Source organism: Nocardia sp. NPDC004718 (assembly GCF_053601535.1).
The window spans coordinates 99,290-113,405 of the sequence record NZ_JBSGCA010000017.1; the positions used below are offsets into that span (position 1 = coordinate 99,290).

Below are 14,116 nucleotides of genomic sequence, written 5' to 3' on the forward strand. Positions count from 1 at the left end.
GGTGCCAATATACCGTTGATCAACGGCACGTTACCGCCACGTATCGCCAATGATGGGAATCTGAAACGGAAATACTTCGTTCGGCGACGCCAGGCAGTCGGATCAGGCTTCCGGCAGCGCCTCGGCCAGCTCGGCGTCCTGGTCGAGATACCTTGCGACGAGCCGGTTCACGAGTTCGGCGGTGGTCTCCGCCGGGACCGGCCTGGTCGCCGCCAAGCGCTGGGCGAGTTCGGCGACCTGCGCCGGACCGCGTTCGGAGCCCTGGAATGACGCCCACGCGGTGCGCCGGAACAGGTCCACGTAGCGGCGGGCGATCCGCTCCGCGTCGGCGCGCAGCTTCTCCAGCTCGCCGAGGACCTCGTCGGCCGGGATGCCCGCGGCCGCCATCTGGTCGAGACTCTGGGTCAGACGGCGGTCCGCGATCCGGTAGGTCGCGGCGTCGACGGGCTCGTACAGACCCGCGGCGACGACCCGGGCCAGACCGTTGGGCACGTCGCGGTAGCGCTCCGCCAGTTCGGTCGCCGCGATCGTGTCCCCGGCGTCCACGACGGGCGGCTCGGTCGCGCCGGGCTCGCCGACACCGAGGATGTCCCCCAGGTCGTCGCCACGGTCCCAGGCGTTGAGCAATTCCTTGATGCCGTTGAGCTTGATCCCACGATCGAGCAACCTGCTGATGGTGCGCACCCGATTGAGGTGGTCGGCACCGTAGAACCCGGTACGCCCCTTGACCTGCGGGGGCGGCAGCACACCGCGTTCGTGGTAAACGCGCAGGCTGCGCACGGTCGTACCGGCCTCCCGCGCCAGCTCGTCGATCGTGTATTCCACACCCGCAGTCATACCTCAAGGAAACCACATCGCAACACGTGACGACCGCCGGTGCGCGGCCATTGTCGGGACGACCGACCGGTCTCTAGCGACATTTCAGCAAACATCACTGGCGCGTGGCGACGCGGCCTCCCGAGGGCGCGCCCACCAGCCGTTCTTCCCGCCTCTGGAAATCCATCCGGCGCCCGGTTCCGCCGCCGCGCCTATCCTTCCGGCATGGGTGAATCCGCGGGTCCTCCGGCCAGTCTCGCCGACCGCGAGCGCGCGATGCGTGAGCTGACCCACCACCTGGGCACCGGGCGGTTGAGCCTGGCCGAGTTCGACGAACTCAGCGCGGCGGTCGCGGCCGCGACCAGCAAGAGTCAACTGGCCGAACTGTTCGCCGACCTGCCGGGCAGCACACCGCCCCCGGCCGAGGTCACCCCGGTCAACCCGCTGCCGCGCCTGGTCGTGCTGGCCGGGGCGGCCGTGGTCTTCTCGGTGGTGCTCGCGGTGACCACGGGCAACTGGCTGTGGCTGCTGGTGATACTGGCCGCGCCAGCGCTTTTCATACTCACCGCGCGCACCACCTGAGACCGGTCACCACCTCGACTTCGGCCGCACGTAGTTGGCCAGGTCGACCAGGCGGTAACGGTGCAGCCGGTGCGGGGCGATCCGGGCCAGCGCCCGCAGGCTCGACTCCAGCCCGCGTTGCAGCCCCAGCGGGGTGAACGGGAAACCCAGCAGGGTGGCGTCCGCAGTGGCGGCCTGACCGCCCGCGCGCACCCACTCCAGCGCCGCGCCCACCACGATCACCTGCAGTTGCAGCGCCCGCGGTTCGTCCGGCGCGGCGTCCAGCCGCGCGGCCGCCTCCAGCAGGTCGGCCTCGGTGGTCTCCGGGATCGGTTGCGAGACCAGCAACAGACATCCGGTCATGCGCGCCACGTTCTGATACCGCGACGCCTCCGGCACCTGATCGAGCACCTCGACCGCTTCCAGCAGGCCGCCGTCGGCGGCGAGCCTGCGAGCCAGGCCGAACGCCGCGCTCACCACACCGTGATTGGTCCGCCACACCGTGCGGTAGTACTCCTCGGCGAGCCGATGCCAGTGGTCGCCCGCGGCATTCCCGAGATGCTGGTGGTTGAGCTCGGCGGTGGCCGCCAGCGCGAGCGCGGGGGCGATCTCACCGGGCAGCATGCCGTGTACCAGGTCGAAGTACTCGTAGGCGCGCTCGTACTGGCCGTCCAGCAGGGCGGCGACGGCCGAGTACCACTCGATGCGCCAGTCCGTGCCGTAGTCGGGCCGCAGATCGGCGAGCCGGTCGCAGGCGGGCACCACCTCGCCCAGGTCCAGGTGCGCGCGCACCGCGGTGAGCGTGCCCTCCAGCTCGAACGTCTCCGGCTCCGGGATGGTCCCGGAGACGATCCGGTCGGCGGTGCGGCGCAGCGCGTCCAGGGCGTGCCTCGGATCGCCGTGCAGCAGCGTGGACAGCAGGTCGGCGCTGGGATCCTCGCTGTCGATCAGCGGCACCGGCAGGGCGGCGACGACGCTCGGCGCGTCCAACGCGGGCAGGCGATGCCGCCCGTCGGTCATGCCGTCGGTCTGGCCGATCAACGTCTCGATCCCGAAATCGCCGCGCATCGCGCCGAATTCCAGCGACGCCTGCGGATGTTCCTTGCCGGTGTCGTAGGCCAGCACCATTCGCAGCACGCCGGCGAGCTGGCCGTACATCGCGTAGGCGGTCGGGAAGCGGCGCCGCGGCTCCGGATCGGTCGCCCGGCACAGCAGCCTGCGCAACGCCGGATATTCCCGCAGCAGTGGCTGGTCGTCCGGCGAAGGGATGCCGGGCAGTTGGTGTCCGTCGGCGTTCTTGGGCATGTCCAGCACCAGCGCGGCCAGCGTCCGCCCCACGGTGTAGATGTCCGAGGCGACCGTCGGGCCGGTCTCGGTGATCTCGGGCGCCTGATAGCCCGGGGTGCCGTAGATGCTGCCGTAGGACTCCATCGCGGCCACCGCGCCGAGGTCGATCAGCTTGACCTCGTCCTCGCTGACCATGATGTTGTCGGGCTTGAGATCGTTGTAGGCCAGGCCGAACGAGTGCAGGTAGTCCAGCGCGGGCAGGATCTCCATCATGAAGGCGATCGCCTCGGACGCCGGAATACGTTCCGGTGCGCGCAGATCCAGCATCTTCTTCAGCGAGCGTCCGCCGACGTACTCCATGACGATGTAGCCGTCGGCGACGTCGCGCCCGGAACGGTGCTTGACGAAGTTGTGGATCTTGACGATGCCGGGATAGGCCACCTCGGAGAGGAATTGGCGTTCGGCGAGGGCGACCACGTGCGCCTCGAAGTCGAGCGGGTTCTGCAACCCCTTCAACACCACCCAGCGGTCGCTCACATTGCGATCGATCGCCAGGTAGATCCATCCGAGCCCGCCATGGGCCAGGCAGCCTTGGACTTCGTACTGGTCGGCGACCATCTCCCCCGGCTGGAGCAGGGGCCGGAAGTTGAACGGCGAGGCGCATCTTCCGCATTCGCCCTCGACGGCGCCGGGCCGCGCTTCGGTGGTGCGGCCGACCGGCTGCTGACATTTCCAGCAAAACCGTTTGTGCTCGGGCACTTCCGGGTTCTGCATCACCGCGGTGCGCGGGTCGAGTGGGCTCACCTTGGGCATGGACACCAGTCCGCCGCCCAATCTGCGCCCGCTCGGCCGCGAGCGCCCGCTGCGCCCGGAACCGGGGTCGGACTCGAGTGCGCCGAGCAGCAACTCGGCGGTCCCGATGGTGTGCTCGTCGCCGCCGTCCCGGTCGGCCGGTTCGACGGCGCTCGGAACCGAGTCGACTGCCACGGCACGTGGTTTCTCGACATACCGTGGAGTCGACCACGGATTGGGTAGTAGCGGAGACACTTCGGTCTTGAGCAGGTGCCGAGTTGCCCAGGGGTGGGCAGTTCGCCGGGGCACGTCGGTACCGCGCATGCGCCGATTCGCCCAAGGGTGCGCAAGTGGACGGTCGGATGCGCTGGGGTGCTCCGGCATACGAACCTCTCAGACCCGCCGTGTGATCGCGGTTTCATTCTGGTCCGTCGCCTGTCGATGCGCGCTGGTTTTGTTCCCGACATTGGGAATAGATCCGCCCCGGACGAACGGCCCGGGGCGGATACTGCCTTACTCTTCGTCGGGCTTGTCGAGGATCACCACCGGGTCGCCCGATTCGCGGCGCGGGCGCTCGGCCAGGACCGGGAACTGACCGGTGATGCCCTGGCGGATCTCCGCGATCTGCAGCACCCGCTTTCGGGCGAGGAACCAGCCGCCCACCAGCGCGGGGGCCATGATGACGACCATCGCGATCACCGCACCGCGCTGCACGTGGTCGTCGCTGAAGGCCATCAGCCCGACCACGACCGCCAGGAACGCCAGCGTCGCGAAGCTCGTGTACGGCGCGCCGATCAGCCGGAACGACGGACGCTGCGCGCGGCCGGTGCGCGACCAGCGCCACAGCTGCAGCTGGCAGACCACGATGGCGGTCCACGCGAAGATGGTGCCCAGCGCCGACATGTTCAGCACGATCTCGAAGGCCTGATCCGGCACCACCGCGTTCAGGCCGACGCCGATGAGCGCGACCGCGCCGGTGGCGAGGATGCCGACGTAGGGCACGCCGCCGCTGGACATCCGCGCCGCGATGGTGGGCGCGCTGCCGTTCATCGACATCGAGCGCAGGATGCGGCCGGTCGAGTAGAGACCGGCGTTCAGGCTGGAGAACGCCGCGGTCAGCACGACCAGGTTCATCACGGAGCCCGCGCCTTCCACGCCGAGCCGCGAGAAGAAGGTGACGAAGGGGCTCTCGCCGTTCTTGAACGCGGTGTAGGGCAGCAGCAGCGCGAGCAGGACCAGCGAACCCACGTAGAACAGCGCGATCCGGGCGATCACCGAGTTGATCGCGCGCGGCATGATCTTCTCCGGGTTCTCCGCCTCACCGGCCGCGGTGCCGACCAGTTCCACTGCGGCGTAGGCGAATACGACACCGGTGGTGACCAGGACCAGCGGGAGGAGCCCGGCCGGGAACAGCCCGCCGTGGTCGGCGATCACGCTCGGACCGGTGACCTGACCGTCGATCTTGAAGCGACCCGCGAGGAACACCGTGCCGACGATCAGGAAGGTCACCAGCGCGACCACCTTGATCAGCGCGGCCCAGAACTCGAGCTCGCCGAACCACTTCACCGAGACCAGGTTGATGCTGACCACGATCGCGAGCGAGACCAGGGCGATCGTCCACTGCGGTATCGCCTCGAACGCTCCCCAGTAATGGACATACGTCGCGATGGCGGTGATGTCTACGATCCCGGTCATGCACCAGTGGAAGAAGTACATCCACCCGACCGCGAACGCCAGCTTCTCGCCGTAGAACTCGCGGGCGTAGGAGACGAACGATCCCGAGGAGGGGCGATGCAGCACCAGCTCACCGAGCGCCCGCAGGATGAAGAACACGAACACGCCGCAGATGGCGTACACGAGGAACAGGCCGGGGCCCGCGCTGGCCAGCCGGCCACCCGCGCCGAGGAACAGGCCGGTGCCGATCGCCCCACCGATCGCGATCATCTGCAGCTGACGCGGGCGCAGCGACTTGTGATAGCCCGAGTCCTCGTCTTCGAGCGCGGCAGCGTGCGCGGGCGCATCCGCGGGTGGTCGAACTGTGGTCATGGCGGTGGCCTTTCACGTGACGGCGATCATAACTTCGCTCAATGTACCGTTATGTAGCGGCACGTTCAATAGCGAGTCGCGACTTGTAACACGCTGGACATCAAAGACTTTGAAAAAAGGGCGTCCGAGCAGCGACGATCGTCGCGACATTCGTTGATCGTGCCACCGCGTATCGGTACGCTAGATGAGACAAATCGGATGAGGGAGCGCAGATGGCCTGGTTCGAGCGGGAATTCATCGCGGTCCCCGAGGACCGCAAGAACCAACTGGTCTACAAGTGGCCGGACGTCAACATCCGCCGGTACAGCCGCGCGATGGTCAACGCCGACCAGATCGCCCTCTTCCTGAAGTCCGGGCGCGTGGTGGGCGCGATGGGCCCGGGACGCCACCGCATCGACGCCGACGAACTACCGGTGCTCGGCGCGCTCGTCGATACCCTCACCGGCGGTAACTACTACCGCGCCGAACTGTATTTCGTCTCCACGCGCGAGTTTCCGGGGATTCGCTTCGGCGGACGGCTGGACGACATCCTCGACCCGGTCAGCGAGCAGGTGGTGACGCTGCGCGTCTTCGGCGAATTCGCCCTGAGCGCCCGCGATCCGGCCGAACTGCTCACCGCGCTCGCGGGCACGGCCGATCTCACCGACCAGGAACGAGTGCAGAACTGGTGCGCCGACCTGCTGCTCAAATCCATGAAGATGGCGGTGACCCGAGGGGTCGCAGGCGGCGACTGGCCGGTGCTGGGACTCTCGGCACAGCTGCAACCCATCGAGCAGGCCGTGTTGCGCCAGACCAACACCGCGCTCTACGAATACGGGCTGCGCATCCCGCGGATGGGCAACTTCGACATCAGCCTCGCGCCGGAGGACGCCGACCGGCTGAAGCGGCTGGCCAAAGACGTCAAGTACATCAACCTCACCGGCGATTTCCAGCGCTATGCCGCGGGCGAGCTCGCACTCGGCGCGAGCCAAGGCTTCGCGCGCGGGCACCACCACGGCGTCGAAGGCGGATTCCTCGGCGCGGCGCTGAGTTTGAACGCGATCGGCCATCACGTCGGCAACCCCTCCCCCGCGCCGCAATTGCCCGCCGCCGCGCCCGAGACGGCCCAGACGTCGTGCGCCGCTTGCCAGTCCGCGAATCCCGCGGGCGCGAAGTTCTGCATGAACTGCGGGGCGCGTCTCGCCCCGCAACCGCGGCACTGCCCGAACTGCGGTTCGGAAGCGACGCCCGGCGCCAAGTTCTGCGGCAACTGCGGAACGCCGATGCCCGGAGGCTGACGCCGAGCGCCTGCCTCCGGGCATCGGGGGGGAAGATCAGCCCGCGACCGTCGGCGCGACGGTCGACTCACCGCCGCTGACCATGCCGCGCACCTGCCGCGCCGCCACCGAGAGCGCCGCGAGATCGTGCGTCTCGGACGCGAAGATCTGCGCCAGCGCCGCGCCGGCACGGGACAGCCGAGACCGGTTGGTCGATTCCCAGTACGCGATCTTCTCCGCGGTGCTGTCCTGCGGTTCGGTCGCGGTCAGTACGTCCCGGGTCAGCGACCGCAGCGAATCGTAGAGATCCTCGCGGACCGCCAGCCGGGCCAGCGCCCGCCAGCGCCCGCCGCGCTCCAGCTTGCCCACCGCGGTCACCAGCCGTTCGATCTGGAAGTGCTCGTTGAGCGCGTAGTACAGCACGGCGACCTCGGCGGGATCGCGATCGGCGATGTCGGCCAGGTCGATCACGTCCAGCAGCGGGAAGCGGTGGATCAAGCCGAACGCTTCCTCGGCCAGTTCCCGCGGCGCGCCGCGGGTGATCGACCGCCGCGAACGCTCGGCGAGGTCGTCGCTGAGGTAGCCGGTCAGCCACCCGGGCACCTGGCCGGAGAGGGCGCGCACGCCGTCGCGGTACCTGGCGATGTCCGCGCCGATCGCGATCGGTTGCGGCCGGTTGGACAGCAACCAGCGCGCGGCCCGATCCAGCGTGCGCTTGGTCTCCAGCTCCAGCTCGTTGCGCGCCGCCGTGGACATCGGCGTCTGCCTGATCCGCTCCCACAGCGCGTGCAGATCGAAGATCTCCACCGCCGCCTTGTAGGCGCGCACCGCGTCGTCGGTGGTCGCCCCGGCCTCTTCCGCGAGCCGGAAGGCGTAGGTGATGCCGCCGTAATCCACCATCTCGTTGATCACGACGGTGGCCACGATCTCGCGCCGCAGCGGGTGCCTGCCGATCGCCGTGGCGAACCGCTCCCGCAGGGGCGCGGGGAAGTAGGCGGGCAGCACCGATGCGAACGCCGCGCTGTCGAGCAGATCGCCGGCCAGCAGGTCGGCCTTGAGCGAGAGTTTGACATGCGCCATCAGATTCGCCAGCTCGGGCGAGCTGAGCCCGATCCCGTCGGCGGCGCGGCGGGCCAGTTCCGCCTCCGTCGGCAGCGCCTCGAGTTCGCGGTCCAGACCGCGGCGCTGCTCCAGGTCGTTGATCAGCCTGCCGTGCACCCCGGACATGCCCGCCGCGTCGGCCCGCGACATCCCGAGCCGGAAGTTCTGCGAGATGTTGTCGCGCAGCACGAGCTCGGAGACCTCGTCGGTCATCGAGGCCAGCAACGGGTTGCGCTCGTCGACGGCGAGTTCACCGCTGGAGACCACGGCGTCGAGCAGGATCTTGATGTTGACCTCGTGGTCGGAGCAGTCCACGCCTGCCGAGTTGTCCAGCGCGTCGGTGTTCATCCGTCCGCCGTTGCGCGAGAACTCGATGCGGCCCAGCGCCGTCGCGCCCAGGTTGCCGCCCTCGCCGATCACCTTGACCCGGAGCTGGTCGGCATTCACCCGGACCGCGTCGTTGGACTTGTCGCCCACCTCGGCGTTGGTCTCGGTGCTCGCCTTGATGTAGGTGCCGATACCGCCGTTCCAGAGCAGGTCGACCGGAGCCAGGAGAATGGCCTTGATCATCTCCGGCGGCGACAGGGTGGTCACGCTCGGGGGCAGGTCGAGTGCCGCGCGCACCTCGGGCGTGACCGGGATCGCCTTGGCGGAGCGGTCATAGACGCCGCCACCCGAGCTGATCAGCGATGTGTCGTAGTCCGCCCACGACGACCTCGGCAACGCGAACATCCGCTGCCGTTCCTGATAGGAACGCGCCGCGTCGGGAATCGGGTCGAGGAAGATGTGGCGGTGGTCGAACGCGGCCACCAGACGAATGTGCTCGGACAACAACATGCCGTTGCCGAACACATCACCACTCATGTCACCGACACCGACCACCGTGAAGTCCTGGGTCTGGGTATCGATCTCCATCTCACGGAAGTGCCGCTTGACACTTTCCCACGCACCCTTGGCGGTGATGCCCATCGCCTTGTGGTCATAACCGGCCGAACCACCGGAAGCGAACGCATCACCGAGCCAGAAACCGTAGCTCTGAGCCACGTCGTTGGCGATATCGGAGAACGTCGCGGTGCCCTTGTCGGCCGCCACCACCAGGTAGGTGTCGTCACCGTCACGCCGTACCACTTGTGCTGGCGGAAGGACTTCGCCCGTCGCGCGGTCCACGTTGTCGGTGATGTCCAGCAGGCCGGAGATGAACGTGCGATAGCAGGCGACGCCTTCCGCCCCGAACGCTTGGCGGTCGGCGGCGGGATCGCCGGTGGCTGCCGGTGGCTGCTTGACCACGAAACCGCCCTTGGCGCCGACCGGCACGATGACCGCGTTCTTCACCGCCTGCGCCTTGACCAGACCGAGAATCTCGGTACGGAAGTCCTCCAGCCGATCCGACCACCGCAAACCACCACGAGCGACCGAGCCGAAGCGCAGGTGCACGCCTTCCACCCGCGGCGAGTACACGAAGATCTCGAACTGCGGCCTCGGCTTGGGCAATTCGGCGATCGCGTGCGGATTCAGCTTGACCGACAGGTAGTCCAGCGCGGCTCCGGCCTCGTCACGCCGGTAGTAGTTGGTGCGCAGGGTCGCCTCGATCAGGCCGAAGAGGGCGCGCAGGATGCGGTCGGTGTCCAGGCTGACCACCGCGTCGATCTCGGCCTGCACCCGCGCGGCGATCTCCGCCGCGCGGTCGTCCGCCTCCGTCCCGACGCCGTCCGGGTCGAAGTACGCGGCGAACAGGTCGATGCACGACCGCGCCGTCGCCGGATGGGTCAGCAGCACGCGGGTGATGTTGCCGAAGGTGTAGGCGAATCCGGCCTGCTGCAGGTACTTGGCGTAGGCCCGCAGCAAGGCCACCTCACGCCAGTGCAAGCCGGCGCGCAAGACCAGTTCGTTGAGGCCGTCGACTTCGGCGCGGCCGAACCACATCGCGGTCACCGCGTCCGGAAAACGCCTCCGCGCACTGGTTTCCGGCAGCGACGCGGCATCGACGGAATGCGCCAGCTGGGCGGCCGGCTCGGCGTCGAGCGCTTCCCGCAGCGGCGCCGCGCTGACCCGCAATCCGAAGTCGTAGATCCAGCGGTCCGGCCGGTCCGCCAGCACGACGCGATAGGGCCGCTCGTCGACCACCTCCACACCGAGGCTGTGCAGCACCGGCAGCACCCGGCTCAACGAGACGCCTTCGCCCGCGACGTAGAGCGTGAAACGCCATTCCGGCGCGGCGGAGTCGCCCTGGCGGTAGAGGTCGGTGTCGATCTCCCCGTCGGACAGCCGCTCGAGGCGCCGCAGATCGGTGAGCGCGTGCGCGGGCTCGTGCTCCTGCTGGTAGCCGGTGGGGAAGGCCGCCGCGTAGTCGGTGGCCAGCGCCTGCGGCACGTCGGACGCGCCCGCGGCCTCGGCGACCAGTCGGTCGCCCCAGGTCCACGTCGTCGCCAGCAGCAGCTCCTGGATGCGCTCGCGATTCTCCTCGGAGATGTCGGCGGCGTCGGCGCCCGGCTTGCGGTGCACCGTGAAGTAGACGACGGCCAGCTCCGATTCGGTGGCCCGCGCCGAGTACGCGATCTGTTCGGCGTCGAACTGCTCGCGCAAGATCTCGCCCATGCGCACGCGCACCTCGGTGGTGTAGCGGTCGCGCGGCATGTAGACCAGGCAGTAGATGGTGTCGCTGCGCGAATCGCGCCGGATGAACAACCGTACCTGCCGCCGCAGACCGAGATTCATGACCGCGGAGACGGTTTCGAACAGCCTGCGCGCGTCGGTGGAGAACAGCTCCACCCGCGGGAACGACTGCATCATCTCCAGCATGGCCTGCCCGGAGAACGAGTCGAGACCGAAGCCCGCCCATTCGATGACCTGCAGCACGCGCCGGGAGATGACGGGGATGTCGAGGATGTTCTCGTGCAGGCCCGCGACGGTGAAGGTGCCGACGAAGACATGTTCGCCCTTGACCATCTTGACGGTGTCGCCCCAAGCCGCGCGGCCGCTCGGGTCGCTGGAGCCGTAGTCGGCCACGCTGATGAAGTACAGGTCCCTGGAACCGGGCAGCAGCGAGTCCACCGAGCCGTTGGCCATTCGCAGGACCGTGCGCTTCGCGCCGACGACGGGCACGCTGATGTCCGCGGTGGCGCCGTTGCCGAGGATGCCGAGCCCGGTGCCGGGCAGCTGCCACGGTTCGAAGTCGGCGTTCGCGGTCGGCGCGGAGCGGCGGAAGTGGTAGTAGCCGTAGCCGAGCGGGGTGAAGTGGCCATCCGAGAGCCAGCGCAACAGGCCCGCGGTCTGTGGGATCTCCGCGTCGCCTGCCCACTGCGCCGCCTGATCGAGCTGGTCGGCAACGGTATTGAGCACCTCGACCATGGTCGGCGTGTCGTCGGCGACGCGGCGCAGGTCGGCCAGCAGCGGCGGCAGGGCTTGCTCGATCCGGTCCACCAGTTCGTCGGACAGGCCCGCGCCCAGCTGCACGTGGATCCACGACTCGCGCAGCGTCCGCCCGTCGGTCTCGCCCGCCGGTTCGGCCACGCCGTCGCGTGGGGCGATGGAAAGCACTCGGCCGTCGGCGTCGCGCGACACGTCGAACACCGGATGCACGACCTCGGTGATCGTGGCGCCCAGGCGGCGCAGCGCGGCGGTCACCGAGTCGACAAGCAACGGCATGTCGTCGTTGACGATCTGGATCGCGGCGCCGACTCCGGCGCTGTCATCCGGCCGGTAGACGTGGGTGGTCGCCGAACCGGGCGCGCGCGTGGCCGCCAGTTCCAGATGCTGACGGAAGATCCGCTCGGCCCGATCCGTAATCGCCGACGTCGAGGACCCCGGCTGGATCCACCGGAAGTACGCCGCTTCCAGGTCGGTCGGATCATCGCGGAACCGCTTCGGTGAAATCGTCTGCTGGGTGGTTGCCACCATCGATCCGTTGCCTTCCCGAGAACTGCGCTCGTACGTGTTTCGTACTTCACATAACGTACCGCTGGATAACGGCACAATCAACAGTGTAACAATAATTTTCTCTCGCCGACATGGGTTGCGGCGTCCGGGATCAGGTATTTTCCGGGCCCGGCGGAGGTGTGCGCTGCTACCTCAGCGGAGCAGTCCCGCACGCGACAGGAAAGTCTGCGCGCCCGTTCGACCGGCGAAGTTGCCCGTCTCCAACCGAAGACCGGTCCGGGTATCCGCGTACCAGACGGTTGCCGAGGGGCCGATCGCCGCGTAGACAGGACCGTCCACGAGGGCCGTACCGCCCGCGCCGCGCCATCGAGAGATGCTGTCCGCCAAACGATCCTGCGGTAGCAGTTCGGCGTAGAAGGTCAGATCCCGGCCGCCCGCGATATTGCCGAACAGCATCGGGTCGGTGGCGGCGACGACGCACTTCTCCCGCTGCCCACCGGAATCCAGCGGTTGACAGCTCGCGGCCGTGCGGAGCAGATCCGGGATGGCCCGGACCGGCGCGCTCCCCTGCGCGCTCCCCTGCGCGATCGACGGCAGGGACGGCGAACAGGACCATAGACCCCAGACGGCGGCCACGACCATCAGCAGCGCGAGCACCCCCACCGCCTGCCACTGCCAGCGCGGATAAGCCTTGTCCACAAACCTTTTCGCTTCGCCGCCGACCTTCTCGGCGACTTCGGCGACCTGACCGGGCAGGTGCTCCGCGACGGACTTCACCGTGTCCACGGCCGAGCGCAGCGGCGCTCCGCAATGGGTGCAGCGGGCATCCGCGCCGGTGTTGCGGTGGCCGCAGTACTGGCAGGCGAGTTCGGGCAGTGTGGACACCTCAGTGCCCCGTGATGACGATGGAGGAGATCGCGGTGGTGTTGACCGAAGCATCACCCTTGGACTCGAGCACGGTCAGCACGATCTTCGAGGCGCTCACCGCGGGCGCCATCTTGGTCACCACCAAGGTCCGCTGGTCGAGCGTCGGCTGCGTGTAGACGGTCTTGGTGCCGTCGTCGAACTGGTACGAAACCCGGCTCACCGTGCGGTATTTCGCCCATTGATCGGTGCCGTCCGCGCTGATGTGGTCCCAGCCGGGCACGATCCCGATCGAATCGATCTGGTAGGTCTTGCCCAGATCGATGGTGATGACCTGACCGTCGACCTTGTAGGCCCGCACACACGACCACGCCTTGCCAGCCTGCCCGCCGAACGCGTCCATCCCCGAGGTGCTGCCGGGCGGGCACTTCGACTCCGCGGACTTCGGCTGGATGATCGAGCTCGACGGCGGCGCGGGCGAGGTCGAGGGCGCGGCGGAGGTCGGCGGCGGCGTGACCACCAGAACCTGGTTCTGCGCCGTGTTCTTCGCACCGCCGCCGGTGGTGATCAACAACAGCAAGAGCAGCACGGCGAGCACCGCGGCCACGATCAACGCGACTTTGGGTTTGCGCAGCTGGACGAGCGCGTCCTTGGCGACCTGCTGGGCGGGGGCGAGCCGGTTGGCCGAGGCCGTGGACGGGCGTTCCGGCTCCGGCTCCGCCTCGGCCTGCGCAGTGGATCGCGCGGCGACCGAGGAGAAGTCGTTCCCGAACTCCATAGCCGGACCGGAATCCTGCGCCTGCCCGTTCAGCAGCGCGAGAATCCGCTCACTGGCCTTGGGGCCGTCACCGGTGCGGCGCCGCGGCGCGACGTCCATCGGCTGCGAGTCGAGATCGGGCAACCCGAGCGACGGGACGCTGATAGCCGCGCTGTCACCCGACTCGGCGCCACCGCCGAAATCCGCGCCGACCGTGGACGACGTCGTTGAGGGCCCGAACGAAGGATCAGCGAGCAGTGCGTCGAGGACCGCACCTCGATGACGGAGAAATACATCTCCCGGGTCCTCGGCGGGCATGTCCGGATCGTATCCGGCCCGAGGCGCCCGCCGAGGCGGCCGCTATTCCCGCTGGAGAGAACAGCCGACCGGCCGGGTCAGCGCTTCTTCTCCTCGGTCACGAAGTACTCCGGCGGCACGTCGAAGACGCGAGCCAGCGCGATCACCAAGTCCAGGCGCGGGATCGCGTCACCGTGGATCAGCCGGTACAGGCCGGACTGCGACACCGGCACGTCCGGGTAGGCCAGTTCCAGGTGCTGCGCCAGCGAGTAGAGCGTCAGCGACCGCGTCGATCCGTCCTCGGTCGAGACGACGGATTCCGCGATCAGCTCCGACAACCGGCTGGAGAAGATCGCCGCAGCGGCCTGTCTCGGGGTTAGCGCGTCCCCGGCGTCCTGATGAGAAAGTTCGCCGCCATCGGAATGGGTGTCCGCTACCACGGTGATAGACATTAACCGACCGC

At 68.5% G+C, this 14,116-nt stretch carries 9 protein-coding genes; 2 read left to right on the forward strand and 7 right to left on the reverse strand.

All coding sequences use genetic code 11. From position 1 onward, the window contains the following. Positions 1-102: 102 nt before the first annotated feature. Entirely contained in the window at positions 103-837 is a 735-nt protein-coding gene (locus ACWEH3_RS15665; RefSeq protein WP_450018423.1) for a MerR family transcriptional regulator, read from the reverse strand. A 204-nt stretch (positions 838-1,041) separates the two neighbouring features. Here ACWEH3_RS15665 and ACWEH3_RS15670 point away from each other — a divergent pair, with 204 nt between their 5' ends. Further along, complete coding sequence (locus tag ACWEH3_RS15670; RefSeq protein WP_450018425.1) at positions 1,042-1,398, forward strand: DUF1707 SHOCT-like domain-containing protein; 357 nt, start codon at positions 1,042-1,044, stop codon at positions 1,396-1,398. Positions 1,399-1,404: 6 nt separating this feature from the next. Here the strand turns inward: ACWEH3_RS15670 and ACWEH3_RS15675 are convergent, their stop codons facing one another. Both ACWEH3_RS15675 and ACWEH3_RS15680 read right to left on the reverse strand, forming a co-directional pair. Further along, positions 1,405-3,651 (reverse strand): tetratricopeptide repeat protein, encoded by a 2,247-nt coding sequence (locus tag ACWEH3_RS15675; RefSeq protein ID WP_450018427.1) that lies wholly within the window; start codon positions 3,649-3,651, stop codon positions 1,405-1,407. 318 nt (positions 3,652-3,969) lie between these two features. Then, on the reverse strand, positions 3,970-5,502 hold the full coding sequence (locus tag ACWEH3_RS15680) for an amino acid permease (RefSeq protein ID WP_450018429.1): 1,533 nt from the start codon (positions 5,500-5,502) through the stop codon (positions 3,970-3,972). A 212-nt stretch (positions 5,503-5,714) separates the two neighbouring features. Between ACWEH3_RS15680 and ACWEH3_RS15685 the strand changes: the two genes are divergently transcribed. Next, complete coding sequence (locus ACWEH3_RS15685; RefSeq protein ID WP_450018431.1) at positions 5,715-6,779, forward strand: SPFH domain-containing protein; 1,065 nt, start codon at positions 5,715-5,717, stop codon at positions 6,777-6,779. A gap of 36 nt (positions 6,780-6,815) precedes the next feature. On the opposite strand, the gene ACWEH3_RS15690 is transcribed toward ACWEH3_RS15685, so the two are convergent. The 4 genes from ACWEH3_RS15690 to ACWEH3_RS15705 all read right to left on the reverse strand — a co-directional run bounded on the left by ACWEH3_RS15690 (position 6,816) and on the right by ACWEH3_RS15705 (position 14,105). Next, positions 6,816-11,756 carry an NAD-glutamate dehydrogenase gene (locus ACWEH3_RS15690; RefSeq protein ID WP_450018433.1) on the reverse strand — a complete coding sequence of 1,647 codons (4,941 nt, stop codon included), beginning with the start codon at positions 11,754-11,756 and terminating at the stop codon, positions 6,816-6,818. Positions 11,757-11,927: 171 nt separating this feature from the next. Further along, on the reverse strand, positions 11,928-12,620 hold the full coding sequence (locus tag ACWEH3_RS15695; RefSeq protein ID WP_356966544.1) for a hypothetical protein: 693 nt from the start codon (positions 12,618-12,620) through the stop codon (positions 11,928-11,930). A 1-nt stretch (position 12,621) separates the two neighbouring features. Beyond that, positions 12,622-13,674 (reverse strand): hypothetical protein, encoded by a 1,053-nt coding sequence (locus ACWEH3_RS15700; RefSeq protein WP_450018435.1) that lies wholly within the window; start codon positions 13,672-13,674, stop codon positions 12,622-12,624. Between the two features lie 77 nt (positions 13,675-13,751). Further along, positions 13,752-14,105, reverse strand: a complete 354-nt coding sequence (locus tag ACWEH3_RS15705; RefSeq protein WP_450018437.1) for a helix-turn-helix domain-containing protein — start codon at positions 14,103-14,105, stop codon at positions 13,752-13,754. Positions 14,106-14,116 lie beyond the last annotated feature (11 nt).